General features: G+C 39.1%; 28 protein-coding genes and 1 riboswitch. Of the genes, 13 read left to right on the forward strand and 15 right to left on the reverse strand.

Annotation, left to right across the window (positions count from 1 at the left end):
- Nucleotides 1-10 precede the first annotated feature (10 nt).
- Nucleotides 11-961, forward strand: a complete 951-nt coding sequence (locus tag ACO1DI_RS24815; protein WP_226701068.1) for a sensor histidine kinase — start codon at nucleotides 11-13, stop codon at nucleotides 959-961.
- 218 nt (nucleotides 962-1,179) lie between these two features.
- A complete protein-coding gene (locus ACO1DI_RS24820) occupies nucleotides 1,180-2,481 on the forward strand; it encodes an NCS2 family permease (RefSeq protein WP_014461116.1) in 1,302 nt (433 codons plus the stop codon).
- A 31-nt stretch (nucleotides 2,482-2,512) separates the two neighbouring features.
- Here the strand turns inward: ACO1DI_RS24820 and ACO1DI_RS24825 are convergent, their stop codons facing one another.
- Complete coding sequence (locus ACO1DI_RS24825) at nucleotides 2,513-2,707, reverse strand: hypothetical protein (protein ID WP_014461117.1); 195 nt, start codon at nucleotides 2,705-2,707, stop codon at nucleotides 2,513-2,515.
- 175 nt (nucleotides 2,708-2,882) lie between these two features.
- Here ACO1DI_RS24825 and ACO1DI_RS24830 point away from each other — a divergent pair, with 175 nt between their 5' ends.
- A complete protein-coding gene (locus tag ACO1DI_RS24830) occupies nucleotides 2,883-4,052 on the forward strand; it encodes an MFS transporter (protein WP_371905456.1) in 1,170 nt (389 codons plus the stop codon).
- Between the two features lie 59 nt (nucleotides 4,053-4,111).
- On the forward strand, nucleotides 4,112-4,318 hold the full coding sequence (locus ACO1DI_RS24835; protein WP_226701066.1) for a hypothetical protein: 207 nt from the start codon (nucleotides 4,112-4,114) through the stop codon (nucleotides 4,316-4,318).
- A gap of 32 nt (nucleotides 4,319-4,350) precedes the next feature.
- Here ACO1DI_RS24835 and ACO1DI_RS24840 read toward each other — a convergent pair whose 3' ends face one another.
- Nucleotides 4,351-4,797 carry a GNAT family N-acetyltransferase gene (locus ACO1DI_RS24840; protein WP_182420767.1) on the reverse strand — a complete coding sequence of 149 codons (447 nt, stop codon included), beginning with the start codon at nucleotides 4,795-4,797 and terminating at the stop codon, nucleotides 4,351-4,353.
- A gap of 113 nt (nucleotides 4,798-4,910) precedes the next feature.
- On the opposite strand from ACO1DI_RS24840, the gene ACO1DI_RS24845 reads away from it, so the two are divergent.
- Nucleotides 4,911-5,306 (forward strand): CotG/ExsB N-terminal domain-containing protein, encoded by a 396-nt coding sequence (locus tag ACO1DI_RS24845; RefSeq protein ID WP_014461120.1) that lies wholly within the window; start codon nucleotides 4,911-4,913, stop codon nucleotides 5,304-5,306.
- A gap of 146 nt (nucleotides 5,307-5,452) precedes the next feature.
- A complete protein-coding gene (locus ACO1DI_RS24850) occupies nucleotides 5,453-6,250 on the forward strand; it encodes a VOC family protein (protein ID WP_014461121.1) in 798 nt (265 codons plus the stop codon).
- Nucleotides 6,251-6,268: 18 nt separating this feature from the next.
- On the opposite strand, the gene ACO1DI_RS24855 is transcribed toward ACO1DI_RS24850, so the two are convergent.
- The 5 genes from ACO1DI_RS24855 to ACO1DI_RS24875 all read right to left on the reverse strand — a co-directional run bounded on the left by ACO1DI_RS24855 (nucleotide 6,269) and on the right by ACO1DI_RS24875 (nucleotide 11,988).
- Nucleotides 6,269-7,882, reverse strand: a complete 1,614-nt coding sequence (locus tag ACO1DI_RS24855) for a M20/M25/M40 family metallo-hydrolase (RefSeq protein WP_115653314.1) — start codon at nucleotides 7,880-7,882, stop codon at nucleotides 6,269-6,271.
- A 471-nt stretch (nucleotides 7,883-8,353) separates the two neighbouring features.
- Nucleotides 8,354-8,596 (reverse strand): hypothetical protein, encoded by a 243-nt coding sequence (locus ACO1DI_RS24860; protein ID WP_014461124.1) that lies wholly within the window; start codon nucleotides 8,594-8,596, stop codon nucleotides 8,354-8,356.
- 67 nt (nucleotides 8,597-8,663) lie between these two features.
- Nucleotides 8,664-8,765: riboswitch (SAM riboswitch) on the reverse strand.
- 63 nt (nucleotides 8,766-8,828) lie between these two features.
- Nucleotides 8,829-9,983 (reverse strand): amidohydrolase, encoded by a 1,155-nt coding sequence (locus tag ACO1DI_RS24865; protein ID WP_014461125.1) that lies wholly within the window; start codon nucleotides 9,981-9,983, stop codon nucleotides 8,829-8,831.
- Nucleotides 9,984-10,030: 47 nt separating this feature from the next.
- Nucleotides 10,031-10,537, reverse strand: coding sequence for a GNAT family N-acetyltransferase (locus ACO1DI_RS24870; protein ID WP_014461126.1), 507 nt, complete (start codon nucleotides 10,535-10,537; stop codon nucleotides 10,031-10,033).
- A 206-nt stretch (nucleotides 10,538-10,743) separates the two neighbouring features.
- Nucleotides 10,744-11,988: a methyl-accepting chemotaxis protein gene (locus ACO1DI_RS24875; protein WP_014461127.1), complete on the reverse strand. Its 1,245-nt coding sequence runs from the start codon at nucleotides 11,986-11,988 to the stop codon at nucleotides 10,744-10,746.
- A 261-nt stretch (nucleotides 11,989-12,249) separates the two neighbouring features.
- Here ACO1DI_RS24875 and ACO1DI_RS24880 point away from each other — a divergent pair, with 261 nt between their 5' ends.
- The 3 genes from ACO1DI_RS24880 to lepB all read left to right on the forward strand — a co-directional run bounded on the left by ACO1DI_RS24880 (nucleotide 12,250) and on the right by lepB (nucleotide 14,360).
- Nucleotides 12,250-13,002 (forward strand): M48 family metallopeptidase, encoded by a 753-nt coding sequence (locus ACO1DI_RS24880; protein ID WP_014461128.1) that lies wholly within the window; start codon nucleotides 12,250-12,252, stop codon nucleotides 13,000-13,002.
- 280 nt (nucleotides 13,003-13,282) lie between these two features.
- On the forward strand, nucleotides 13,283-13,618 hold the full coding sequence (locus tag ACO1DI_RS24885) for a LapA family protein (protein WP_014461129.1): 336 nt from the start codon (nucleotides 13,283-13,285) through the stop codon (nucleotides 13,616-13,618).
- A 190-nt stretch (nucleotides 13,619-13,808) separates the two neighbouring features.
- Nucleotides 13,809-14,360 (forward strand): signal peptidase I, encoded by a 552-nt coding sequence (gene lepB / locus ACO1DI_RS24890; protein WP_013055900.1) that lies wholly within the window; start codon nucleotides 13,809-13,811, stop codon nucleotides 14,358-14,360.
- Here the strand turns inward: lepB and ACO1DI_RS24895 are convergent.
- Together ACO1DI_RS24895 and ACO1DI_RS24900 are read right to left on the reverse strand one after the other, a co-directional pair.
- Nucleotides 14,357-14,575 carry a hypothetical protein gene (locus ACO1DI_RS24895; protein WP_014461130.1) on the reverse strand — a complete coding sequence of 73 codons (219 nt, stop codon included), beginning with the start codon at nucleotides 14,573-14,575 and terminating at the stop codon, nucleotides 14,357-14,359. The two genes, lepB and ACO1DI_RS24895, sit on opposite strands and share 4 nt — an antisense overlap.
- Nucleotides 14,576-14,700: 125 nt before the next feature.
- On the reverse strand, nucleotides 14,701-15,147 hold the full coding sequence (locus tag ACO1DI_RS24900) for a YndM family protein (RefSeq protein ID WP_423145681.1): 447 nt from the start codon (nucleotides 15,145-15,147) through the stop codon (nucleotides 14,701-14,703).
- Nucleotides 15,148-15,288: 141 nt separating this feature from the next.
- Between ACO1DI_RS24900 and ACO1DI_RS24905 the strand changes: the two genes are divergently transcribed.
- Nucleotides 15,289-16,164 (forward strand): aldose 1-epimerase family protein, encoded by an 876-nt coding sequence (locus ACO1DI_RS24905; protein WP_423145682.1) that lies wholly within the window; start codon nucleotides 15,289-15,291, stop codon nucleotides 16,162-16,164.
- A gap of 154 nt (nucleotides 16,165-16,318) precedes the next feature.
- Here the strand turns inward: ACO1DI_RS24905 and ACO1DI_RS24910 are convergent, their stop codons facing one another.
- Both ACO1DI_RS24910 and ACO1DI_RS24915 read right to left on the reverse strand, forming a co-directional pair.
- Nucleotides 16,319-17,185: a gamma-glutamylcyclotransferase gene (locus tag ACO1DI_RS24910; RefSeq protein WP_014461133.1), complete on the reverse strand. Its 867-nt coding sequence runs from the start codon at nucleotides 17,183-17,185 to the stop codon at nucleotides 16,319-16,321.
- Nucleotides 17,186-17,190: 5 nt separating this feature from the next.
- The gene (locus ACO1DI_RS24915) at nucleotides 17,191-17,589 is read right to left on the reverse strand and encodes a VOC family protein (RefSeq protein ID WP_014461134.1); all 399 of its coding nucleotides are present in this window, start codon (nucleotides 17,587-17,589) and stop codon (nucleotides 17,191-17,193) included.
- 147 nt (nucleotides 17,590-17,736) lie between these two features.
- On the opposite strand from ACO1DI_RS24915, the gene ACO1DI_RS24920 reads away from it, so the two are divergent.
- The 3 genes from ACO1DI_RS24920 to ACO1DI_RS24930 all read left to right on the forward strand — a co-directional run bounded on the left by ACO1DI_RS24920 (nucleotide 17,737) and on the right by ACO1DI_RS24930 (nucleotide 19,945).
- Nucleotides 17,737-17,937 (forward strand): hypothetical protein, encoded by a 201-nt coding sequence (locus ACO1DI_RS24920; RefSeq protein WP_014461135.1) that lies wholly within the window; start codon nucleotides 17,737-17,739, stop codon nucleotides 17,935-17,937.
- 227 nt (nucleotides 17,938-18,164) lie between these two features.
- Nucleotides 18,165-18,530, forward strand: coding sequence for a MerR family transcriptional regulator (locus ACO1DI_RS24925; RefSeq protein ID WP_014461136.1), 366 nt, complete (start codon nucleotides 18,165-18,167; stop codon nucleotides 18,528-18,530).
- A gap of 59 nt (nucleotides 18,531-18,589) precedes the next feature.
- Nucleotides 18,590-19,945, forward strand: a complete 1,356-nt coding sequence (locus ACO1DI_RS24930) for a hemolysin family protein (protein ID WP_014461137.1) — start codon at nucleotides 18,590-18,592, stop codon at nucleotides 19,943-19,945.
- A gap of 45 nt (nucleotides 19,946-19,990) precedes the next feature.
- Here the strand turns inward: ACO1DI_RS24930 and ACO1DI_RS24935 are convergent, their stop codons facing one another.
- Genes ACO1DI_RS24935 through ACO1DI_RS24950 form a run of 4 tightly spaced genes read right to left on the reverse strand, consistent with a single transcriptional unit; the run spans nucleotide 19,991 to nucleotide 24,772 of the window.
- The gene (locus ACO1DI_RS24935; protein ID WP_014461138.1) at nucleotides 19,991-20,701 is read right to left on the reverse strand and encodes an ABC transporter ATP-binding protein; all 711 of its coding nucleotides are present in this window, start codon (nucleotides 20,699-20,701) and stop codon (nucleotides 19,991-19,993) included.
- Complete coding sequence (locus ACO1DI_RS24940) at nucleotides 20,698-21,843, reverse strand: ABC transporter permease (protein ID WP_423145683.1); 1,146 nt, start codon at nucleotides 21,841-21,843, stop codon at nucleotides 20,698-20,700. Before ACO1DI_RS24940 ends, ACO1DI_RS24935 begins: the two co-directional genes overlap by 4 nt.
- Nucleotides 21,840-23,063 carry an ABC transporter permease gene (locus ACO1DI_RS24945; protein WP_423145684.1) on the reverse strand — a complete coding sequence of 408 codons (1,224 nt, stop codon included), beginning with the start codon at nucleotides 23,061-23,063 and terminating at the stop codon, nucleotides 21,840-21,842. The genes ACO1DI_RS24940 and ACO1DI_RS24945 overlap by 4 nt, the downstream gene beginning before the upstream one ends.
- 14 nt (nucleotides 23,064-23,077) lie before the next feature.
- Nucleotides 23,078-24,772 carry a DUF6583 family protein gene (locus tag ACO1DI_RS24950; RefSeq protein ID WP_014461141.1) on the reverse strand — a complete coding sequence of 565 codons (1,695 nt, stop codon included), beginning with the start codon at nucleotides 24,770-24,772 and terminating at the stop codon, nucleotides 23,078-23,080.
- Nucleotides 24,773-25,205 lie beyond the last annotated feature (433 nt).

Genomic DNA, 25,205 nt, shown 5'->3' on the forward strand with positions numbered 1-25,205 from the left:
ACTATTTAAAATGAAACTATTTTACACACTAGTTTTACTAACTGTTTTCGTGCTCCTCTTTTTTCAAGACCTGCCTGTTAGTTTACATCTCCTACTTAGTTCATTTATAATTGGTTCATTTTTTATATGGAGAAAGAAATATCAAACGGCTCCTTCACTAACGATAAAAAAAGCAATCGTACTGACGTCTTTTTTCCTGCTTTTATTTAGCCTATCTTCACCTTTTAGCATTGGCCTAACCGTTATCGCAATGATTGGTTACATGACCGACATGTTTTCGTCTTATCAACAATACCTATTCGTAACCAACCGGGAAAGCAGTGCTTCACGTGAAATTCAAAAAAACAATGAGCTTTTTCAAGCATTAAGAGCTGAAAGACATGATTTTATTAAACATGTCAGCGCCGTATCCTATCTTCTAGAAACAAATCAAAGACAGCAGGCACAAGAGTATATTCAAGATTACGTTGAAGCTTTGAATGATACCCATTCATATATTCAAGGTGAACATTCGCACGTAGCTTCTGTTGTACATCAAAGCAAAAATCAAGCACATACGTGGGGAATAAATATGAATGTTCAATTAGATTCACCGTTATCACAGCTGCCTTTAAAGCACCTTGACCAAATGAATCTCATCATGAATTTACTGCATAACGCTTTAGAAGCCGCTCATTCTTCTGAAAGAAAAGAGATAACCGTTTCGACTATGATTCGAAGTGGCATTTACATTTTAGAAATCAGCAATTCTACCGCTCCTTTATCACGAGAGCGTCAAGATCACTTATTTACTTCTTTTCATGTTACAGAAAAGAAAGAACGCCACGAAGGCCTTGGCACGTGGATCATTTCTGAACTTGTTTCCAACTATCACGGACGCTTGGAATACACGTATCACGATTTAACTCTTTCCATTAAAATAAAATTTCCGATAGTCGTTGTCTCAAAACAAGCAACATAGCCGCTACAGCCCAAGCGGCTTTTTTCGTATGAGCCTCTTCTATACGCACACACTATAAAAAGCACCGAAAAAAAGAAATATTTCACACTTGTTTTAGCTCTTTTATCGTCACTTTTTTAGTTTTTGATTTTTTATATGCAAATCTATTGCATTTCAAGTAAAAAACGAATATTATATATCATGTTGCTTTTAATGTTCGTTATTTTTGGAGGTTACTTATGTTTAAGTTAAAAGAATATAACACGGATGCTAAAACAGAGATTTTAGCTGGTATTACAACGTTTTTAACCATGATTTATATCGTCATTGTGAACCCAGTTATTTTGTCCAGCGCCGGCGTTCCTTTTGATCAAGTATTTACAGCTACTATTATTTCAGCAGTCGTAGCTACGCTATGGATGGCTCTTGCAGCTAATTATCCAATCGCTATTGCTCCCGGTATGGGAATGAACGCATACTTTGCTGCTTTAGTTGTTGGTTCAAATGGAAGTATCGACTATGCTACTGCTTTTTCAGCTGTATTTGTAGCGGGTATTATCTTTATCATCCTATCGTTAACATCGTTTCGTGAAAAATTAATTGAAGCTATTCCAAGCAATTTAAAGCACGCAATCAGTGCTGGTATCGGTTTATTTATTGCTTTTATCGGACTTCGTTCAGCTGGTATTATCGTTGCAAATAAATCAAATTTAATTGGACTTGGTGATTTGCAGTCTGAAAAAGTAGTGTTAACACTAATCGGACTTGCGATTACAATCATTTTATATACGCTAAATGTAAACGGCGCTTTATTCTTCGGTATGATTATTACCGGATTAATTGCTTTCTTTAGAGGACAGCTTTCATTTGATAAAGGTTTGTTTGCTTCCCCTCACCTTCCAGACGGCTTAATGATTTCCAATCCTTTTGCTGCTTTTGGAGATGTTATTCATCATGATTTGTACACAGTTGTTTTTTCTTTCTTACTTGTTACGATTTTTGATACAACAGGTACAATGGTAGGAGTAGCTCAACAGGCCGGTCTTATGAAAGGTAATAAGATGCCTCGCGTGCGTCAAGCACTGCTTGCTGACTCATTTGGTACAACGATTGGCGCTTTATTTGGTACAAGCCCAACAACGGCTTACGTTGAATCTTCATCTGGTGTAGCAGCAGGCGGACGTACAGGTCTAACGGGTGTGACGGTAGCCATTTTATTTATTGTGGCAGCGTTCTTTAGCCCAGTTGTAAGCTCGGTTTCTGGCGTAGCAGCTATTACTTCACCTGCATTAATTATTGTCGGAAGCTTGATGATGGGTGCTGTAGCTAAAATTAATTGGAATGACTTTGATGAAGCGTTCCCTGCCTTTTTAGTTGTTCTAGCGATGCCTCTTACATCAAGTATTGCAACAGGAATTGCGCTTGGCTTCATTTCTTATCCGTTAATGAAGCTGGTAAAAGGAAAAGGCAAACAAGTTCATCCGCTTGTGTATGTCTTTGCTGTTTTATTTCTGTATCAGCTCATCTTTTTACCTCATTAAAAAAGCTTGGAGATTCGTCTCCAAGCTTTTTTTATTGAAAGTGATTGTTATTTTCTTTTGTTTGATAAAGATAATTTTCCACATAGATTTGTTCTGCATCAGAAGCATTCTTTATCCCTTCTTCTGGATCTAGCTCGATACTTCTCTTTTTAGCTATATAATCCACTAGCGCCCCAAATCCTAAAGGACCGCCTATGATCCCAGCAAATACAATCCATATTGGCAATTGCTTCACTTCCCTTTTTTTAAAATTGTATCATCATCAGCGTAACAGGTAAATATTAACATGTTTTCTTCACTAATAAATAAAACGCTTTTTACCAAATATACGTAAAAAATTCCGTTGTATTTGATATACTAAACTCATGACATGTTCTACAGAGAAAGGGGCTTAATTGCATATGAACAAACAGCTTGGAACGTTAATGTTTGTTATTTTTATGGTATTTGTCGGCTTCGGAGTGATTATCCCCATCGTACCTGAAGTTATTCGTGCCACGGGTGCAAGCACGGTCAATTTAGGGATACTAATGGCTAGCTATTCGATCGCATCTTTTATTACCGCACCTTTTTGGGGGAAGCTTTCCGATATAAAAGGCCGCCGTCCCATCTTACTTTGGGGCTTACTTGGCTTTAGCGCAAGCTTTTTTCTTTTTTCGATGGCAGAAAACTCTCTGACTTTAATGTATATGTCACGCATCATTGGAGGTTTGTTTGCAGGAGCTGTTATTCCTTGTGCTTTTGCATACGCTTCTGATAGTACAGATGAAGAAAACCGTACGAAAGCAATGGGACTGTTAGGAATGTCGATTGGCTTAGGATTTATTTTTGGACCGGCATTAGGCGGCATCCTTTCATCTTTCGGTTTGTTTGTTCCCTTCGTTATCTCTGGTATCTTGTCACTGATTATGACAGCGTTCTCATTCTTTACGTTAAAAGAATCTTTACGAAAAGAATCTGCTGCCAAAGTACAGACATCCAGATGGCATGACTTCACGTCAGATTTTCAAGGAGCTATGAAGTATTTATATGTTCTTTCATTTTTAGCGACTTTTACGCTCGCTGGATTAGAAGCTACTTTTCAATTTTTTCAAATAGCGAAAATTAATGCTACTCCTACGACAATCGGATGGATGTTTATGGCGAGCGGTTTAACTCAAGCGTTGATTCAAGGCGGTGTGCTGCAGCGATTTAAAAAAGGAAATGAAAAAAAGCTGATGGCCATTGGCTTATTGGTTTCAGCAATAGGATTCACGTCTATTTTGTTATCTTCTAGTGCCGCTAACGCTACCTTATTTCTGTGCATATTTACAGCAGGAAATGCCCTTATTCGCCCTTGTGTCCTCTCATTGATTACGATGAGAACCAAAGTAGGATATGGCTCTGCTTCGGGGCTAACTGCTTCAATGGATAGCTTAGGGCGTATTTTTGGCCCTCTGCTTGGTGCATTTGCTTTTAAACTCCATATGACGCTGCCTTTTATTATCGGAGCCGTTGTCACTTTAGCTGCTTTACTGCTGATTCAGCGCCATACAGCTCTAGATTATTCTGAGCAAACACTCTCATCGTAGAGGCTTGGACAAAAGTATTTTAGCTGAAGGAAGATCCGAACGATGAATCGAGATTCTTGATGAAGAATCCAACGCGTTCGGATTTTTTTATTGTTATGAGTATTCTAGCTGTGGTGATTGGAGAGCAAAGCGGAGACTCCTGCGGGATAAGCGGTAGAGATGAAATCCCTCAGGAGCGGAAGCGACGAGGAGGCTCATCCCCGCCTGCGGAAAGCGAAGTCTTGCACGGAAATCAACAGCCGATTCCTACTAGCTCATGTAGCTAATTTGTTAGTCTTTGGATTAATTTAGCTATGTCTCAATCTCTTTTCATCGTTACTAACACAAGATTATCAGCAGCTGCAGTACGTTTTATAATGGAAAACTGATGAGCTTCGTATAACTTAATGGCAGGTGTATTTCGCTCGGCTGTAGACACCATACACTCACATTCTGAATATCTTTGAAGTACATACGCCAAAAGACGGCTGCCCACCCCTTTTCGAAAGTACTGAGGACGCACAACAAGGCGGCAAATCGTTAATCGCTCATTTTCTTTTTCAAACGACAGCACGCCAGCTAGCTTACGTTCAATCATTTCTCCGATAAACACTTCCTTGCTTTTTATAATATCTTCTTTGCTTTCTGTAAGCTGAGGAATGTCTGAAAAACCAATGAGCCTTGCTTCTTCTTGATAAGCTTCTATTTGCAAAGCTACTATTTGAAGAGCGATATCCACTCTTTGATGTTCGAGGATTTGAAGCATGAAAACCACTCCATTTCTTTCACAAATTTAGACAAATTCCATGTTTTCACTATATCCAAACGCCTTCCTTGTACATATTGTATTATGTACCGAATTAGCCAGGAGGTGTTTATATGCATATCACTGCTGAAAGAATTAGAGAAGCAACAGAAGCGATTGCTTCTACTGAGCTTGAAACATTTATGTACCAAGAGCCAACTGCACGCCACAGACGCTCACGCCGCCGTTCTACTCGCCGCACTACTCGCCGCACTACTCGCCGCACTACTCGCCGCACTACTCGCCGTTCTACTCGTCGTTCTACTCGCCGTTCTACTCGCCGTTCTACTCGTCGTTCTACTCGCCGTTCTACTCGTCGTTCTACTCGCCGTTCTACTCGCCGTTCTACTCGCCGTTCTACTCGTCGTTCTAGCCGTCGCCGCTGTCGCTGCGGTTCACCTTGCTGCTCATATCCATGGTTTAATAAATCATTTGGCTGCTGCTTTAAAGGGCATGGCTGTCGCCGCTAAATAAATCTAAAGCAAGTCGAGTTTAAACTATACGCGGCTTGCTTTTTTATAGATTTTATTTTACATAATCATTCGTTTTACTCTTCTTAAAAAAGAAAACAAAGTATAATAATGGGAAAGAATCTCTCTTAAGAGGAGGCCTATCCATGCACTTATCTTTTGATCACCTTGTTCATTTTTCACCTGATCCTATCAAAGCTCAGAAAGAACTAAACGAATACGGAATAAACGTCGTTAAAGGGGGCATCCATGAAAGATGGGGCACTTTTAACACGTTGGCTTATTTTAACCTCAGCTATATTGAATGGCTTGGGCTTAGAGATATCGCGTTAGCTCAAAATGTTACAGGTAATGACCTTATTCAGCAGCTTGTTAACGAACATACACCGATTGGTCATTTTGGTCGATTTGCATTCCGTACAGATGATATGGAATTGCTGATAAAAGAGCTGGAAAGCAAGAACGTCACTGTAAAAGGTCCTGTAGCGGGTTCTCGTCAAACCAATGATGGAGAAAGACTTCAATGGAAAATGTGTTTTATTGAAGCTGACCACGATTCCCTGCCTCTTCCTTTTTTTATTGAATGGGGTGAACCAGAAGAAAAACGCAAGCCAAAGCTAGCGGCTCTTTCTTCCCACCAATCTGGTCAGATGCAGCTGAAAAATATTTACTGTGCTGTACATAACCTCGAAGAATCCATCAGCAAGTGGATGAAACTGCTGGACGTTCAGTCTGGCGAAAGCTACAAAGACTCTTTACTTGATGCACGTTGTCAAAAACTATATATCAATGGAGGAAACCTTATTTTTTGCAGCGGAACACAAGGTGTTGTCCATGATACATTAAAAAAAGTTGGAGAGCGTCCATTTTTGGTTGAATTGGATCACGCTCTAACACCGCAACAATTTACCGTACAAGGAGCTTCTTTTAAATTCAACAAATAAACATCCGCGGGCGGATGTTTATTTCTGTGCTTCTTTTATAGCTTGATAAATGAAATGAGGCAAAATTTCAAAGGAATACTGAACGTCTAATCTTTCGGTCCATTGATGGGCATCTCTTCCCAGCGGTCCAATATTCAGCACCGGCATCTTCAGCTCCTCTAGCTCTTCTAGCGGGATATGATACCCTTTATTCCATAGCGGCATATTGGCTACTAACGTGTTAAATGTATGAAGCGGATGCTGCAGGCTGGCATAGCTTAAATCCGAAATTCCACCAAAATAACTTTGTTCAACTAGCTCCACTTGGAATTTCTCTTTAGCAGTTGCCTGTACGTTTGACAAAATCCCTTGTACAAAGGGATCATCATGTGAACAAACGGCCGGGTAAAAAGGCGGCGTAAAAAATAAGACCATCATCGGAGCTGCTTCTTTACATAAACCAGCTAAAGAGTTTACTAATTTAATGGTTTTATTTCTGTCATCATCCTCTTGTGCCAAAAGTGCTGCTTCCATTTCTTGCACATATTTTTCACCGTGCTGTTTGACTGCATGAGTATAAAGTTCTTCATACGTCCATACGTTCACGTCAAGAGATGAACCCTCCATTCCCGCAGCGTACTGCCTAGCGGCTTTATTATAATGTTTGTTCACATTCAAAGCCGCTTTGTCAGCCGATTTCAACAGCAGATCTGTTACTTCTTTAAGAGAGCGGTTTAACATAAATAAATTAAATAATACAACGGCAGAGTGAGGAACTTGAACGGAATACTCTTCTTTTAAATCTTTTTGTACCAGCACCGTAGGAGGTGGACTCGTTTCATCTCTTACTTTTTCGCAAAAATCAACGTTTAATTCTATTTCTTTTGTTAAATAAGAAGCTAGTAAATTAGCATTTAAACCAGCTAGCGGTTCCCCTACATGAGTTTCTTTTCCATAACACAAAAAGCTTGGCATGATCTTCCCAATCGATCCTGAGTACACATAGTTCGTTTGATCACCAGGATAGCGGCTGAACACTGGTTCTGCATTTAGCATGAGAGAAAAATCCAGCTGATGTTTGCGGGCAAGTTCTAAAAGAACAGGGACTGCTTTTCTCATCCCAAGCGAATTTACTTCTTCATCCGGTACCGACAGCAGCAGGATGTTTCCGTCAAACTCTCCGTTGCATGCTCGTTCAACCATACTGATGTGAAGGGCAATGCCTGCTTTCATGTCCATCGTTCCTCGGCCAAAAAGCCAGTCTCCTTTTATCATATCTTTTTGTACGTGCGCGGGAACTTGTTCCATGTGGCTATAAAAAGTACTCGTTAATGTATCAGCGTGAAAAGCATCCTTTTTCCACTGTCCATAATCTTGTACATCCACTACATCGTAATGACTTACTAGTACAACTGTTTTGTTCGTATTTTTCCCTTGAACAAAAGCTGTGACAATCGACCGCCCGTCTCCTGTTGAATGAAGCTCGACTTGCTCGTTTTTTTGAAAGTAAGGCAGCTTCAATAAATACGACGCTATCGATTCAGCCATTTCCACTTCTGCCATCGTTCCTGTCACGCTAGGTATAGAAACCAATTCGCTTACAAGTTTTTTTAACTGTTCTTTTGTTTGATACAAAGATGTTTTGTTCGACATACCCTTCATCTCTTTCCTTTTTCTAAATTTTCTATCAAACAAAACCATTCGTCAATCCCTTTGACAGAGACCCTTTCAATCTCTCCCTATGTATCATAGTATGGCGCTGCCTTTACGCACATGATAAAAAAAAGAGTGCGCGGCTAGGGATAGCACCGCACACTCTTTTTTTTACTTTGCGTCATCTTCTAAAAAGTCTAGGATACGATCAATAAGCTGTTCACTTCCTGCATCGTTTCCGTGTTCAAGAGACATTTCCATTTCAATGCTCCTTTCATAAAATATTCTTGTTTTATAACATACCACAATTCATTTCGAATGTAACCTTCAATTTGTGTAAAAATTTCGACAATTTATGATTAATTTTAAAAGCTAGTGAGTATTGATTATACCCACCAGATTCTTTGCTTGTCAAAAACCATGCTTTCTATTTAAAAACACTAAAAAAATAGAGGCGCGAGCAAACTTCTTCTATAAAAGACAGCCTACTCGCTCAAGCTTGGAACAGCATGATGAATAAATTTCTAGTTCATTTGCTTTTTGTACATCTTTAATATCTATGCCTACAGCATATGTACGAACATGGTTTTCGACCACAATTTCATAAAATGTTTCTAATTCACGATAAGCTACTTGATAATGCTTTCCTAATAATTTCACTGCTTCCTTTAATGCTTTCTCTCCTGTATATGCTGCAACTGCTGTATGACTCATAAAACCCTCTCCTTTTAGAAAAATAAAAAAACTCATTTTGCTTTGATGCAAAATGAGTTTTTCACCCGTTTTATCACCCAAAGCACATGCTTTGCTGGTAGGAGCACCTTACATTCGTAGGTTGCTGTGGAGTCAAAGAGCCAGATCTCTCGTCCACTCGTGATAACTTTTTTAATTTAAAATTTATTTTATCAAACAATTCCATCCGCGTAAATAGAAAAATGAAAATATTTTAATTTTTTGGGTAATGGAATGAATTCAAAAAATGAAAGCTTAGATTAGCAAAATAAGAAGCTGCTACAAGTAATGCCTCTTCATTTAATGAAAAAGAAGGATGATGCCATTCATATTCTCCAGCTGTACCCATCCATACAAAAAATCCTGGTACATGCTGCTGATATACGGCAAAATCTTCTCCTCCAGGCGATTGTTCAGCTGCTACGACTTGATAACTAATATCCTCTGCGGCTTTAATAGCCAGTTTTTCCAGCCTATCATCATTGTTTACTACAGGAAGATACGGATACCATTTAACGTCTACTGAAGCCCCGAAAGCTGCGCCAATCCCTTCAGCAGTTCGTTTCATAAGAGCCGGTATTTTTTCTCTCGCTTCTTCTTGAAAGGTACGCACCGTTCCTTCAAGCGTTACTTTGTCAGGAATGACGTTCCACGAGCTCCCTCCATGGATTTGAGTTATGCTGACAACAACATTTTGAAATGGGCTGAGATTACGGCTGACAATGGTTTGTAAACTAGTAACAATTTGACCAGCAGCAGCAATCGGATCTATTGTTTTTTCAGGAATACCCGCGTGACCTCCTACTCCTTTGACGTCAATTTCAAAACGATCAACACTTGCCATTAAAGGTCCTGGTTTGATACCAATGGTTCCTACAGGAAGATCCGGTTTGTTATGCATCCCAAAGATCGCTTCCACTCCTTCGAGCACACCTTTTTCAACTAGCATTTTTGCCCCAGAAGCCGTTTCTTCGGCAGGCTGAAAGATAAATCGAACCGTACCGCAAAGCTCCTGCTGACGCTCTTTAAGAAGGATGGCTGCTCCGATTATAGAAGCCGTATGAAAATCATGTCCGCATGCGTGCATAACACCGTTCACTTCAGATGCAAATGGCAGATTGGTTTTTTCTTCAATTGGCAACGCATCAATATCAGCTCGAATAGCGATAGTAGGTCCCGGCTTTCCTCCCACAATTTCTGCTACTGCTCCTACGTCTAAATGGAACGCATCCGCTATAGAAATATCAAAGTGCTTTAACCACTTTTTAATACGTTTAGTTGTTTCATATTCTTTCATTGAAAGCTCTGGAAACCGGTGCAGCTCACGGCGTATGTCTATTAGCTTATTTAGTAGTAATTGATCTGTCATATTTATCACTCTTTCACATGTCTTAATTTGGAGCACTTCTCTATCTTTTACGACAAAGAGTGTATCTCATTGAGTTTTTTATAAAGAAATATGGTCGTATAACCTTCTGCAAGGTGCTTTTCTTTAGCTTGAACATATCCTTTTCGTTCATACATCTCAACTAACCAAGGATGTTCTTTTGCTGTTCCTAAAGACACACCTGGTGATTTAAACGTATTTTTTATTACCTCTTCCTCTACTAGATGCAGCAGCTTAGACCCAACTCCTTTCCTGGCAAACGACGGGTCTACTGCAAACCACCAAAGATGCGGAACAGCAAACGGACCTGGATGTTCTCCCCAAGGCATTCGTATAGATACAGTAGCAGCGATTCTTTTCTCTTCTTCGTACACATAGCAAAGGTTTTGAGAAATATTTTTCTTAACGAGGGCAAGATCAGCAGTAGCTGCTAAGAAAGGAATGCCTAGCTCTCGAATAGGCTTGTATGCTTGTAGAGTTAAGTTCAATAAGTTATCTGCATCGTCATTTGTTGCCAAACGGAATTCATTTTTCATCTCTTCGTCTCCTTATGCAGTGCTTAAATATTTCATTTAACTTATAAGTTTACTAAGAATTAAAAAAGACAGACTGCCGCCTTGCGTACTCACTATACAACTGCTTTTATAACGTGTCAATTCTATTTATTGTTTTCTATAAAAAGTATAAATAAAACAAATACGCGCAGTTTTCTGCGCGTATTTGTTACATATCAAGACAAATGTTAGGACTCGCTCACCGTAGCTTTTAAGTTAGCTGCCAACAGCACAAGTTCTTCTATAGATGCTAATTCCTCTTGTGAAGCCGCAGCTACTTCTTCAGCATAAGCAGCTGCTTGTTTAGCTACCTCCGAAAGGGCCATGACAGACTCCATTACTTTGAATGAATACCCATCAATCTCTCCTGTTGCCTTTGTCATTTTGTTCATTTGTTCTTGAGCAGCAAAGACATCTTCCATGATTATGGAAAACTGTTCAGTTACATCTTCGACAGTGGAAATACCGAGCGTAACTTCTTCCGTATTCACTTCCATGTTTTGATAAGCCTGCTTTGCCTGCGCTTCAATTTCTTTTAACAGATGACTGATTTGTATAGCGGACGTTTTAGATTCTTCCGCTAGCTTACGTACTTCCCCTGCTACTACAGCAAAACCTTTTCCATGTTCTCCAGCCCTTGCAGCTTCAATAGCAGCATTAAGTGCAAGAAGATTTGTTTGTTCAGCAATTCTTGTAATCGTGTCAATAATTCGTCCAATCTCTGTAGAACGATCTTCGAGCCCCTTCACTTCACTGGTCGATATCTTAACAGATTCATAGATTTTATTCATTTGATTCGTCACCTCTTTCACCGCAACATTTCCGGTAGAAGCATGTTCAGAGGCTCTGTTCATCGATTTTTGTACCTTTGAAGAATGATTAGTCATTTTCTGAAGCAGCTTTGCCATATCCACCATAGCTTGCTCGGTTTCAACCACACTTAGCAACTGCTTATCAGAACCCGCAGCAATTTCTTGAATAGACATCGTAACTTCTGTCACAGCTGTTTTTGTTTCCTCCATGCTTGCAAGCAATTGCTCTGAAGAATGACTGACCGTGCTCTTTGTTTTACTTATTTTCTGACGCAACATTCTCATGTGAGTCATCATTTCATTAAATGAAGATATGAGTGTACTAATCTCATTTTTCCCTTTCAAAGGAACAACATCTACAGATAAATCACCGTTTGAAATCCCTTTCATTGTTTTTGACAAATTTTCAACCGCAATTATGTAGCGACGTATGATAAAATAGAACACGGTAGTTGTAAAAGAAACAAACAGAAATGTAATCACTAGCGTAATCGAAGCTGCTTGCTCTTGTTTCACAATAAGATAATAATTTGTTACTTCAATTACAGTAGATGTTATGGCCACCATGGCTGCAATCATACATAGCATTTTCATGCGTAAACTTTGAAAAGCTTTTTTCATTTTTTCATCCCCTATACAATCTAAAGACATAGAATGTCTAATCTATATTAGTAGTATCGGCATATTTTTATATTTTTTTGTAAAAACTAAAGAAGAATTGAAACAATTATTATTGGCGCTTTTCCACTAAATATTGGAATTCATATCATTCTGCAAAGCGCTGCAACAGCAGTTGATAACTGTCTGATTATTCTTTCATTTGACCAAACTCTACCTTTGCTTATAAAATGAAGATTTGTAGAAAGGAGTACGAAAAATTTTATGTATACGTATCAAACAGGCAATCAAACAATTGACTACAAAATTGAAGTCGTTCCAAATAGAACCGATATCACGGTGCAAATTTGTGACAAAGAAGGGGTAAAAGTTATTATCCCGAGAGGTCTTAATGAAAACAATGTGCGTTCAATCATCGCACGCAAAGCAACATGGATTTTAAAACAACTAAACGGTTCACAACCAGCTGAGGAAAAGCCATCTGCTCCAAAAAAAGAAGCAGTAAAAAAAGAAACAGCTAAAAAAGAGGCTCCTAAAGCAGCAGCTTCTGCAGCTAAAACTGGTTCTTTTGAAGAAGGAGACAAATTCCCTTACCTAGGACGTCAATACCGCTTAAACATCGTTCGTGGAGATGTAGCAAAGGCTGAAATGACATTCCGTGCAAAATTCATTGCTACAGTACCTGAAAGCTGGAACGAGCAGCAAACAAATGAAGGTATTGGACAACTATTAACAGAATGGTACCAAGGCCGCGCAGGTGAAAAATTCCAAGAAGCTTTGAAATCTGTTAAAAAAGCAGCAGACAATGCTCCTGAATCTGTTAAGTGGGACGAGTTAGGTGAAGAATACGCTACGACTCAAGATAATACAATTGTATTAAACTGGCGTTTGCTAACAGCTCCTCTTGCAACAATTGAATATGTCATTGCTTCTCAATTTACAAATGCAGATGAGTTATTTGAAGATGCAGCTGAACGCAAACAGTGGTTAAGCGATAACACCCTAAACGCATTTTAAGTTTATACATAAAAAAAGCACGCGGCGAACGCGTGCTTTTTTTATGACAATGAAGTATTATATCCACTCCCTCCCCTCAGAAATTCCACTCTACCAGGTCTTTGGACATGTCAAAGTTTCTACACCAATCGATATATTGTCTTTTAAAAGAAAGATATATATAATCAAGAAAATGTTTGATTTTGTTTAAATGTGGATACGTATACCTATAAGCAAGATGGCAAACACTTAAGGTAAGCAGTTTTGCTATAAAAGTTGTAAAAGAAAGGAAGTGCAGCTTATGAAAGGACAGAGCTTTTTTATTTTAGGACTTATATTTGCTCTTATCATTGCTGTTTTAGCTGTAATTAACAACGATCCGGTACAATTTAACTATGTATTTGGTTCACAAAAATGGCCTCTTATTTTAATTATCTTAACAACGGCTGTGTTTGGAGGAGTAGTTGCTGCTTCATTGAGCTTTGTAAAAATTGTTCAACTAAGAGGACAAGTGAAACAGAAAAACAAGCGAATTGCTGAGCTGGAAGAAGAGATCAAGCAGCATAAGCCTGTTGAACCTGTTGTTGAAGAAGAGCCAAATCAACCAGCTACTCGAACTGAGCGCGCTCAGTTATAATAAAGAAAAGCCGTTATTCTCCAGAATAATGGCTTTTTTCATTTTTTGTTCCACCACGCATATTTTTGGAATACACGCATAAACAGATAGATATGGAAAACTTTAGTTCTGAATGGTACAATCAACACTGTTATATCTCTATGAAAAACTTAAATTGACAGTCTTACCGTTAAGAAGGTGTTCATCCATTATGGTCAATAAAAAAATAAAGCGTGAAATTCTTACATACACAAGCGTCATCCTCGGCACCGTTTTGCTTTCTGTTGTCGTTCAGCACTATTGGTTTCAGCCCTATACTGTAAAAGGCGATTCTATGAAGCCTATTTTGCACGAAGGCAATCGAATTATTATTAACAAACACAGCAAGCTAGAGCGCTTTGACATCGTCGTTTTGCAAGCTCCCTACAGCAGTGATTTTCTAGTAAAGCGTATAGTGGGCTTACCAGGAGAAACGGTCGAATACAAAGATGATGTTCTCTATATAAATAACAAAGTCAAAAAAGAGCCGCATCTTCATAAATATTTATCCAAAGTTCCCGCTTACGAGCGATTCACTGAAAATTTTTCCACGTATGAACTGTCTCCAGACGGCACGATACCGGATGGGTACGTATTAGTGCTAGGTGACAACAGACGCATTAGCCGAGATGGCAGGCATTTTGGCCTCACTCCGATTTCTTCGATCATGGGAGAAGTCAATATGAAGTACTGGCCTTTAAAGGAAATGACTTTTATGCATTAACACATAAAAAGAGGTTGAGACATAACGAAATGAATCCAATCTAAAGCCGAACAAATGGGATACATGAGCTGAACCGCTTGTGACACCGCAGTCGATTTCCGTGCAAGACTTCGCTTTCCGCGGGCGGCCGCTGAGCCTCCTCGTCGCTTGCGCTCCTGCGGGGTCTCACCTGTTCCGCTTTTCCCGCAGGAGTCTTCGCCTTGCCCTCCAATCAACTGCTAGAAAGAACGAAACAAATGAAACCTATGTTCACCATAAAAAAAAACGAACCACTAATCAAACATTTTGATTAGTGGTTCGTTTTTCACTTCAGCTAAAATACTTTTGTTCCAGCCTCTTTTTATTTTGGATTTTCCTTATTTTCTACATTCTGTTCTTCTGCAAATTCTGTGTCATACGCTAGTTTTCGCTTAAAAGCCGGACGTGCCTTCACTGTGTGTTTAGTTTCAATATGGTTGAATAAGTACCGGTGAACAAAAACCTCCGCAAATGTAATAATAGCTGCAGAAATGATGCTTCCCCAAGCAATTTGAACGTAGCTGTCTAATAACAATGTACCAAAAATCCATACGCTCATATAGGTTAGAACAAATTCAACAATAATGGCATCACAATTGCCCACTCGAGGCAGTACAATTCGATCCACTACTAGATATGTCACAACTGTTGTTAGCAAGCTAAAAGAAATAATGTCTCCGATGGTTGCATCAAAAAACAAATCAAGGCCTATACCAAACGCAATAAGTGCCGCTGCAAATTTAATGAGCAATAATGTTGCATGATTCATATTTGAACCCTCCTTTTTCTATATTAATTTGAACAAAAATAGGGAAATTAATACCTTTTTTGCCAAGAAGGGTATAATATAGGCAAAGCCAGTACGTTTGAGGCTGCTCGAGCGTACAAGAATGAGTTGGGAGATGTTGTAATGATTGTACTAGAAAACAGCGAAATGAAAGTCAGCATTCAAGAAAAAGGAGCGGAAGTTGTAGAAGTATTTCATAAAGAAAAAGACCTGCAGTTTATGTGGAGCGGAGACCCCGCTTATTGGGGACGAGTATCGCCCGTATTGTTTCCGATTGTAGGCCGATTAAAAAATGATCAGTATACCGTTGAACAGCGCGAATACTCTTTGCCACAGCACGGTTTTTTACGTGATTCCGCTTTTAGCGTGATTCAGCAAACAAACGAAACAGCACGGCTGAAATTTGCTACAAATGGCCGCTTTAAAGACGTATATCCGTTTGAATGTTCAGTTGAAATCAGCTATCGTCTGGAAAACAACCGATTAACGTTTCAGTGGAAAGTAGTGAATGAAGATAAAGGCGATATGTATTTTTCGATTGGAGCCCACCCTGCTTTTCGTATTCCGCTACGTGAAAACGAGCAGATTTCTGATTACTTTTTAGAAATAGAGCCTTCTGAAACTACGCCGAAGGAATTTGTGTTAAAAGACGCTCTTATTCATGAAAAAGGGGCTGCAGAAAATTTACACCAGCTGCCGCTAAGCGCAGATTTATTTGCAAATGATGCGTTAATTTTTAGCCATATTGACGGAATTACGATTAAATCAACGGTTAATGAAAATCAAATTAACGTTCAGTTTAATGATTTCCCGTATGTCGGTATTTGGTCGAAGTATGATACAGAAAATCATACAATCGCTCCATTTCTTTGCATCGAACCTTGGTTTGGAATTGCGGATACGCATGATCACAACGGAAATTTCAAAGAAAAATTAGGCATCAACCGTTTATCAAAAGACGGTGTATTTCAAACAGAGTTCTCTGTTTCCTTTAGCTAATGCAACAGAGAACATAACAAAATCAATCCAAGAGACGAACAAATGTGATCAATGATCTGTACTGCTTGTTACACCATAACAATGAAAAGCTCCGAACGATTACTTGTTCGGAGCTTTCTTCAACTAAACTACTTTTGTCCCAGCCTCTTTTATATTAATTATTTACTACATCACTATTTTTTAGCGCATGGACTTGCTCTATTAGCTTCTGAACGTATTCTTCGCTAAGTACACCTGTTGCTCCTCGAATAATTTCAGTCGAATAGTGATCCGGAGGTGCGACTTCTTTTTCTTTATTTAACACAAAAAAAGTAAGAACATGATCCACCATCTTACCTTCATGCTCGACAGAAATAATAGCAGGACGATAGCCGTTATTATCTACGCCTTCTCTGCCATAAAGGTACGTAATTGCTTCAGGCGGCACGCGGTATAGTTTGCCTTCAACGACTCCGCCTTCTTCAACCATGTCTGCACGTCCTCCGTCGTGAATAACGTGATTATATCGAAGCGTATAGCCTTTAAAAACAGCTCTGCCGAGACAGTCTTGGAAATGCTGATCCACCCCGTGCTTAATAAAACGATCGTTATCCATACATGAACCGTAAGCAAAGTACAGCATACCTTCTAATAGATCTTCTTTCCACACGCGCCAGTTTCCGCCCGGGATAAATTCCTGCAGCAGGGAACGGTCTCTTGCTACATACACAACGGCTTCAAATTCACCTTGGTCCGTTTCAACCGTTTGCACAACTTTATCATATTCATTGTCTTTATGACCTTCATGAATGTATCCTTCTAATTCATCAAGCGCCTTCCACATAAGCTGATCGGTCACTTCATACACTTCTCCGTATACAACATGTTCACTGTCGATATCGAGCATAGGGTAGCCTTGCTTTGTGTCATATAATTTCCCTTTCGTTTTTGCCTGCTTGGCAATAGGGCGCGCATGATGCAGCAATCCGTGATTACCTTCTCCTTCAAGAAGCGTTCCGTATACAAATAAATAATTGCACATACTTCTTATTCCCCCTCTTTCTCTTCATAAAGCTCTAGCGGTAACCCGTCCGGATCAGCAAAAAATGTGAATTTTTTTCCCGTTAGCTCATCTACCCTAATAGGTTCCACATCAATCCCTTGCTGCTCTAGTTCACGCTTGGAATCCTCGACGCTTTCAACCGCAAAAGCTAAATGGCGTAATCCACACGCTTCAGGCCTTGAAGGACGCTGTGGCGGATTTGGAAACGAGAACAACTCAATTTGATAGCCAGGAGCTACTTCTAAATCTAGCTTATATGAATCTCTTTCTTTTCTATATGTTTCTTCTATAATCTTGCATCCTAACACATTTACATAAAAAGCTTTTGAACGTTCATAATTACTTCCTATAATGGCTACGTGGTGCATTCGTTTTAAATTCATTTCATTCTCCCATAAAAACCCTTTTCTAATCATCCTACACAAAATGCCGGCAAACATCAAATAATTACGTTATCACCTTCAACTAGAGTGATAAAAATCACGGACATAGCTCCTTATAACAAGTAACATAACAACGAGGTGAATAACATGATTTCGTTAACATTTAAAGCAAGAATTGACCGAACTCAAAATTTAGATTCGTTAAAAGAAGAAGCTTCTATTATGCACCGAATTGCTGATCAGCTATCTCCAATGAGCCCTGAGTTCATAGAATATACTGAACGTATTCAATATGTGTATGAACGCATGCACATTATCGTACGTCATCCTACTAAAAAACTCGCTTAATATAAGCGAGTTTTTTTATAAAATCTTTGTCAAACTACCTTATTTTGAGATATACTGAATGCTAATAAAAAAATGAAACTTTTTGATCTTACGCGCGTATACTTAATTACGATAGGATAAAAGATAAATAGTTGCGTAGATAAAAACCATCACGTGATGGTTGACATAGTTAAAGGAGGTGGTATTCTGATGGGGTTGCGACATACAAAATTGGCGAACTTGCAGAGATGGCACATGTAACGAAACGCACGGTTGACTATTATACCAACATTGGGTTGTTAAAAGCAGAACGCTCTGCTTCTAACTATCGCTTTTATAACGAAGAAGCGCTGAAACGTCTTTACTTAATTGAAAAATTAAAAAGCGAAGGCCGTTCTCTTGAAGAGATTTCCTCTCTATTTTCTATAGAGCAATCCGAGAATAGCCACTCCAAAGACGAATTAGCATCCAAATTTTACGTACTAAACGACAGTTTAAAAGAAGTTGCACCGCTTATGGAAAAGCTGAATGAAGAAGATCGAAAAGTAATGATGACTCGGCTTTCACCAGAAAGCGTCACTCTTTTGCACTCTTTACTGCTGCTGCTGTCGTAAATTTATTATTTACAGGAGGTGTTTACTTACTTTATAGCACTATAAAGTAAGTATATTCATTGATAACCATTAACTTAATTATTTTTGCGATTTTAATTGTACTCACTGCTTTTTTCGTTGCTTCAGAGTTTGCAATTGTGAAGCTTCGTAGTTCACGGGTAGATCAACTTGTTGCTGAAGGAAAAAAAGGAGCGAATGCGGTTAAAACCGTAACGACACACTTAGATGAGTATTTATCTGCGTGTCAGCTTGGTATTACGATTACTGCTTTAGGTTTAGGTTGGTTAGGAGAACCGACTGTTGCGAAGATTTTAGAACCGCTGTTTGAAGAACTGGGTGTTGCTGCATCTTTAACACACATCCTTTCATTCATTATCGCATTTGCGCTTGTAACGTTTGTTCACGTAGTTGTTGGTGAATTAGCGCCAAAAACATTTGCGATTCAAAAAGCTGAAACAGTTACGTTATTGTTTGCTCGTCCATTAATTTTATTCTATAAAATTATGTTCCCCTTCATTTGGTTACTAAATGGTTCTGCCCGTTTATTAACTGGAATGTTTGGATTAAAGCCAGCTTCAGAGCATGAGCTTGCGCACAGTGAAGAAGAGCTGCGCATTATTTTATCAGAAAGTTTTAAAGGCGGGGAAATTAACCAGTCTGAATATAAGTACGTGAACAACATTTTCGAATTCGATAACCGTGTTGCTCGCGAAATCATGGTACCAAGAACAGAAATTTCAGCTGTTTCTGAAGACGACAGCATTGAAGATTTCTTAAAGCTTGCTGTAGAGGATCGCTACACTCGTTACCCTGTTACCGTTGACGGAGACAAAGATAACATTATCGGCTTAGTCAACGTCAAAGAGATTCTAAACGATGTCGTAATTAACGATGCGTTAAAAAAGCAAAGCGTGAAGCTTTATATGAATCCTATTATTCAAGTAATTGAAACTGTAGCGATTCAAGACCTATTGCGCTCGATGCAAAAGAAACGTACGCATATGGCTGTGTTGATTGACGAGTACGGCGGTACGGCTGGTATCGTTACCGTTGAAGATATTTTAGAAGAAATCGTTGGAGAAATTCGAGATGAGTTTGATACAGATGAAAAGCCGCTTGTTCAAAAAATCAGCGATCAGCACTTTGTCTTTAACTCAAAAGTACTGCTTGAAGAAGTTAACGAAGTGCTTCATATCGAAATTGAAAACGACGATATCGATACAATTGGCGGCTGGATGCTGATGCAAAATATCGATATCCAAGAAAGCGAATCGTTCAAACTTTTTGGATACGAGTTTATTGCAAAAGAAATGGACGGTCACCAAATGAAAGAAGTAGAAGTACGTTCCCTTCCTGAAGAAGAACGCGTGCAGCCTGAAAGTCATTCTCCAGAACAAGAAGTTACACAAGCATAATAGAAAGAGCCGCTTCTTCATGAAGCGGCTCTTTCTATTATTACTTTAATCATGCAGCAGCTTATACACAACGTTCTCTTCTGCCTCTTCCCCAGTCTTTTCCTTCGCTTGGTCCATCGTGCCGACAAATTCCAGCTTTCCTTCCTTTAAGACCGCAAACCGATGACACACGTCTAAGATTTCATTCAAATCATGGGTGATATAGATAATCGTCTTTCCTTTTGCCGCCAGCTGTTTAATATAACGAATGATCTCGAGCTTGGACTGCAAATCAATTCCAACTGTCGGCTCGTCCATTAACAATACGGACGGTTCATGAATAAGTGAAACGGCTATATTCAGCTTTCGCTTCATGCCTCCTGATAAATTTTTCACTTTTTCCTTCCATCTTCCTTCGAGCTGTACAGCTGAGCAAAGAGACTGAAGCTGTTCATTGGAAACAGAGCGTGAAGTCATTTTGCTCCACATCTTCATGTTTTCTTTTACGGTAAGCTCTTCCCACAGCGCTATGTCTTGTGGAACGTAGCCAATGACTTCTCGTATCGCTTTTTGATTTTTCTTAAGCGACAAGCCTCCAATCGTGACATTCCCGCTTGAAGGAGCCGTAATGGTAGACAAAATAGACAGAAGCGTCGACTTACCAGCGCCGTTTGGTCCTAAAAGACCAATGACTTCTCCACTTTCTACGGTCAGCGTAACATTTGCTAACGACCGTTTTTTTCCGTATGTTTTGCTAACATTGTTAATTTCAATCATTTGATGCTCCTCACATTCCACACTATTTTAAACGCGCACAAACCTATACATGCAATGGAAACAGCTATTTCCTTCCAAATGAACGTAAGCGGCAGTGCATGCTGATACAGAAGCAGATGCTGCGGAAGCCACTGACTTATTCTTTCAATCGTTGCAGAAAGCTCTCCTACTGGGAAAAAGCTCCCTCCTATTATACTGAGTGCTGTGACCATGACAACGCTGATCATATAATAAGATCCAACTCGCTGACTTTCACTTGCAAGCCACGTGCTAAAAGCAACGCACACAATCACATAGATACACATATACAGCAGCACGCCGTAAGACTCCATTCCATACAGCCATTTAAATAGAGCAAAGCTTATGAGAGCTTGAAGCACGTATAGCACCACATAAGCGGCGCTGACGCTTCGAACATAACCGTAAAGTCCTTTTTGCATCGTTTCCATTCGTTTGAAAAGGTGCTTCCGCTCTTTAATCATCCAATCTGATGTAATACAGCAAAGTAAAAGCGTAAAAAATCCCCATAGCGGCACGTATCCGGTCATTTGAACGCTCTCTTGCTTCGTATGCTTCTTCGTTCCTTGCCCCTCGTAATCAATTGTCATCAGCGGCTTTGGCTTCCACTGGTTATCGGTATAGTGATACGCTTCTTTCCATAAATCCGGTCCTGCATGAATGTTATAGACTTTATATAAAAAACGCACTTCATTTGCCGCTTTAACATTTGTCGTTAACCGTGTCACTTCACTCGCCACGACTTCTCGAACCGCTTCTGTGACAACGGAAGAAGGCAGCGTGAGCAAATCAATGACTCCTTGATAATTCCCCGCTTCTACTTCTTGTTGAAATCCGTTAGGAAACATAAAAATGCTGTCAATTTTATTTTTGGCCAGCTGCTTTCTCGCTTGTTCTTCGTTCAGAGAAAGAAACTGAATTTCTGTTGTTTTCTGTAGTCGATCCATCACTTGTTTAGACATTTTGCTGTGATCTTGATCGACAAGAGCAACGGGTATTTTTGAATCACTTTGTACTTTTGCTAAAAACGAGCTGCTAATAACCGTTCCTATTAAAGGCAAAAAGAAAATCATGATAACAAGCATAGGGCGCTTCAGCAGCTGCTTTATTTTTTCATTGATCATTTTCTCCACCGCCTTTGCAAAGTCATCACGTAGCCAACAGTAAGAAGAAAACTTCCCGCTGCCGTAATGAGAATAGGCTTAAGGTAAAGAAAAGCTTCGTTTGTGTTATATCCATCAAATTCATAAAATAATAGCTCCAAGACCCGGGTATTGAGTGACCATTTCTGAAAACCACTCGCCCAGTCCGGTAAATAGACGACCGGCACAACATGTCCACTTAAAATCGCACTCAGCAAAATAAACAGCAAACCGGTTAGTTGATAAGCTTTTTGTGATAAAAAAAGAACCCGCAGCAGTAAAAACAAACATAAAAAGGCAAACAAAATTCCGCTTACCCCTAAAAAAAGCTCTCCGTACGTACCGGTTACAGGAAGTTTCAATCCTTTAATGAGGCTTCCAAACAAAACGGCAGATACTGGTAGCAAAAGAACATACAGAGCCGTCAGCTGCGCTAAATAAATGTGGACAAACGATACACCTCTTGTTTTCATTCGAGCCAGCACGGAAGAAGTTTGCGTTTCACTAGCAAGCAGCCATCCGCCGTAGCTCCAAATCATAAGCAGCAAAGCAGCAAAAGACAGGACATAATATTGCTTCATATCCCGCTGAAAGAAACTCGTTTCTATTTGTTCATCAAATAAACTTCCTCGATCTAACACGTGAAGCCCAAACGTCACCAAGCTTTTCTTAAATTCTGCGCGTCTATTTTCATCGGAAACATTTTCTTTTTCTAAAAAGGCATCAACCGTATTAATACCGCTTTGAGCAGCTGACGTGTAGTCGGCTGCACTTTCCATCACGTAGCGAAACAGCTGTGACTGAAGCGGCTTATTGCTATTCCCAATGACGTGTAAAGGCTGATTTTTCCCATGAGCAATATCATGACTAAAACCTTTTGGCAACGTCACAATGGCTGCCACTTTATTTTGTTGCAGCAGCTGTTTAGCTTTCTGTTCATTCGTGTAAAGAGGCTTCATGATTTTGCGAAGCTTACCTTCAGTCAGCTGTTCGATGACGTACTTCGTTTGTGCAGTATCATCTTTATCCACAATTGCCACAGGGAACCGATTTACTTTCTCTTCACCTTGCATGGTCTGACTAATAATGATCCCTGCTCCGATTAAAAACAGAGCAGGGATCATTATTAGCAGTATGAGAGATTTTATATTTTTCAATAGAGCTTTACATGTAAAAAGAGTCAAAGAGAAATATATCTTCATCTGCTTTGCACCTTTTAGTAACCAGCGGTTCCCATATTCATCATGAGACCTTGAACATTTTTAGCGAAATTTTCTTGAATCGACAGCATATCTTCAGGCGTCACATCTTTTACATTTGTCGCATTAGATGCGTCAAGCTCTGGAATAGCGGCTGATTTTTTTAATTGAGAAGCAGAGTCAATTTTTAACGTAACGTTTGCCGGATCTGCTTTTGGTCCTATTTTTGTACGAATATCAAACGAATAATCTGCTTTTCCTTTTGAAGCACTAATCGCTTGATTTTGCTTTACTTCCCCATTAATTACTAGATCTTCTTGATCGCCTAAGTCTAATGAGAAAGTACGGTCAGCCGTTTGTTTCGCATCGGTTTTACCATTGATGACCGAATTCATTTTAAACGTCATATTTGTATCTTCATCTTTTGGATCTTTTGTTAACACGTGAATAGACATATTTTCTTTTCTCTTTTCACTTTCCGTTGTTACGTCATTTTTCATATCAAACGTTAACACATCATCCGTACTGTTCTCCGTTAGAACTGTTTTGAACTGCTTTGCCGTTTTGTTATCTTCGTACGGAACATTTTTAGTCACTACGTTAATCTTGCCTTTATCGTCAGAAGCATTTTTTAGACCCATGTTCATATCGCGCGCTACAACAACATCGTCCTGAACGTACACAGTTGATTTAACACCGCCAGGGTACGTGATATCTTTTGCATCTTTTTGGAAGTCTTGAAGACTTTCTTTTACTGATTTTTTCAATTCTTTTGGATCTGCCATATCTTTCAATTCTGGATTCGTTGCTGCCGAAGATTTAAACAGCTTAGATACGTGATTTGCATAGATGGTATGAAGCTTGTCATCTTTTGCTACCTTCGCAATAAGCTTATCCATAAATTGTTTTGTTTCTTTGTCGGACATGTTAAGCGTTACGCTTGTTAACTGAAGCGTTTTGCCATTTGTTTTATAATCTACATTTTTTTCTTTTGTAAAATAATCGCTGTCTAGCTGATCATAAATGAACGTTCCGTACTCTTTTGCAATGTAGGTTTTTTCTTTTTCCGTTAACTTTAAGTCTTCTAAACTCACGTTGCTTGTGTTAATATCAAGCGTTTCAGGACCTGAATAAGAAGGATCGAACTTACGCGCTACCTGTCCATATTCGTCTAAGTTTAAATAGAAATATTCATTTGCTAGAATCGGGGCTTTAAAGCCTATTCTTTCTTTCGTTTGAAAACCTTCTAGGTCAAGCGCTTTTGAACCGCCGATATTAAGAGCCAGTGAACCGTATGCTTCACTTTTTTTCGGATCTTGTTCCGCTTTAATTTTAATTTCAGCTTTACTGATAAGATCTTGAATCATTTTAAAGCTTGGATCATACGAAAGTGAATCCATGTTAAAGCCGCCTTTGATAGTAGCATTTGTGGTAGAAGGCTGCTTCATCGCTTTTTCCTGATAAGCCATCGTTTCACTGTACTTCGTTTCTAATTCATCTGCTGCTTTTTGATACGTATTTACTTCAGAAATTAAGTATAATTGCTTAGGAGATTTTTTAAATACCGTAGCAAATGTAATTACTCCTCCAATAATCACAATTAAAGCTGCCAAAATGATAATCCATTTAGCCGGCGCTTTTTTGGGAGCGGGCGCTGTTTCTAGCGAAGCCGCTGTTTCGTCTGTTGTTCTGTTTTGATCTTTCTCACTCATCTACACCAGAACCTCCTATGTATTTTGTTAGTCACTTTGTACATGATAAGGAATGGTTTCCATAAATTCTACTACTTCGACAAAATAAGACAATAATTAGTCCGATAAACCGATGTCTTTCGGTGCAATATCGTGTGCAAAGTACTCTACTTAAGTACCCAATATATTGAAAATAAAACCAATTATTCAAAACTATCTCAATAACTATTAAAATAGGTAAATGACTTATCTTCTTATATTTTTACAATATATTCCTATCATTAAGCATTTACACCTAAGAATTACAAAGCACAGTTTTTCTATAGCTGATTTCTTTTTTCTATAATCACATACAGGTGATATCTATGTATGTCTTTATGAAAACATGATAAAAACATCAGCGTTTTGTTCCGTTTTGAAAGGGAAATAATAATAGTAAGAAAGCTTTTTTCTT

The organism is Priestia sp. 40 (genome assembly GCF_049368575.1).
Classification (GTDB): Bacteria; Bacillota; Bacilli; order Bacillales; family Bacillaceae_H; genus Priestia; species Priestia zanthoxyli.

Bases quoted from the DNA above. Each gene is read 5' to 3' on its own strand.
- ACO1DI_RS24910 (WP_014461133.1), bottom strand. From the start codon at position 17,185: ATGTGCAATTATTTATTTGTATACGGAACGCTTCTTGAAGGAGAAGGT.
- ACO1DI_RS24880 (WP_014461128.1), top strand. From the start codon at position 12,250: ATGTATACGTATCAAACAGGCAATCAAACAATTGACTACAAAATTGAA.
- ACO1DI_RS24875 (WP_014461127.1), bottom strand. From the start codon at position 11,988: ATGAAAAAAGCTTTTCAAAGTTTACGCATGAAAATGCTATGTATGATT.
- ACO1DI_RS24920 (WP_014461135.1), top strand. From the start codon at position 17,737: ATGATTTCGTTAACATTTAAAGCAAGAATTGACCGAACTCAAAATTTA.
- ACO1DI_RS24885 (WP_014461129.1), top strand. From the start codon at position 13,283: ATGAAAGGACAGAGCTTTTTTATTTTAGGACTTATATTTGCTCTTATC.
- ACO1DI_RS24840 (WP_182420767.1), bottom strand. From the start codon at position 4,797: ATGCTTCAAATCCTCGAACATCAAAGAGTGGATATCGCTCTTCAAATA.
- ACO1DI_RS24835 (WP_226701066.1), top strand. From the start codon at position 4,112: ATGAAGAATCCAACGCGTTCGGATTTTTTTATTGTTATGAGTATTCTA.
- ACO1DI_RS24950 (WP_014461141.1), bottom strand. From the start codon at position 24,772: ATGAGTGAGAAAGATCAAAACAGAACAACAGACGAAACAGCGGCTTCG.
- ACO1DI_RS24935 (WP_014461138.1), bottom strand. From the start codon at position 20,701: ATGATTGAAATTAACAATGTTAGCAAAACATACGGAAAAAAACGGTCG.
- ACO1DI_RS24865 (WP_014461125.1), bottom strand. From the start codon at position 9,983: ATGACAGATCAATTACTACTAAATAAGCTAATAGACATACGCCGTGAG.
- ACO1DI_RS24925 (WP_014461136.1), top strand. From the start codon at position 18,165: ATGGCACATGTAACGAAACGCACGGTTGACTATTATACCAACATTGGG.
- ACO1DI_RS24940 (WP_423145683.1), bottom strand. From the start codon at position 21,843: ATGATCAATGAAAAAATAAAGCAGCTGCTGAAGCGCCCTATGCTTGTT.
- ACO1DI_RS24830 (WP_371905456.1), top strand. From the start codon at position 2,883: ATGAACAAACAGCTTGGAACGTTAATGTTTGTTATTTTTATGGTATTT.
- lepB (WP_013055900.1), top strand. From the start codon at position 13,809: ATGGTCAATAAAAAAATAAAGCGTGAAATTCTTACATACACAAGCGTC.
- ACO1DI_RS24850 (WP_014461121.1), top strand. From the start codon at position 5,453: ATGCACTTATCTTTTGATCACCTTGTTCATTTTTCACCTGATCCTATC.
- ACO1DI_RS24845 (WP_014461120.1), top strand. From the start codon at position 4,911: ATGCATATCACTGCTGAAAGAATTAGAGAAGCAACAGAAGCGATTGCT.
- ACO1DI_RS24900 (WP_423145681.1), bottom strand. From the start codon at position 15,147: ATGAATCATGCAACATTATTGCTCATTAAATTTGCAGCGGCACTTATT.
- ACO1DI_RS24915 (WP_014461134.1), bottom strand. From the start codon at position 17,589: ATGAATTTAAAACGAATGCACCACGTAGCCATTATAGGAAGTAATTAT.
- ACO1DI_RS24855 (WP_115653314.1), bottom strand. From the start codon at position 7,882: ATGTCGAACAAAACATCTTTGTATCAAACAAAAGAACAGTTAAAAAAA.
- ACO1DI_RS24820 (WP_014461116.1), top strand. From the start codon at position 1,180: ATGTTTAAGTTAAAAGAATATAACACGGATGCTAAAACAGAGATTTTA.
- ACO1DI_RS24905 (WP_423145682.1), top strand. From the start codon at position 15,289: ATGATTGTACTAGAAAACAGCGAAATGAAAGTCAGCATTCAAGAAAAA.
- ACO1DI_RS24815 (WP_226701068.1), top strand. From the start codon at position 11: ATGAAACTATTTTACACACTAGTTTTACTAACTGTTTTCGTGCTCCTC.
- ACO1DI_RS24870 (WP_014461126.1), bottom strand. From the start codon at position 10,537: ATGAAAAATGAATTCCGTTTGGCAACAAATGACGATGCAGATAACTTA.
- ACO1DI_RS24945 (WP_423145684.1), bottom strand. From the start codon at position 23,063: ATGAAGATATATTTCTCTTTGACTCTTTTTACATGTAAAGCTCTATTG.
- ACO1DI_RS24860 (WP_014461124.1), bottom strand. From the start codon at position 8,596: ATGAGTCATACAGCAGTTGCAGCATATACAGGAGAGAAAGCATTAAAG.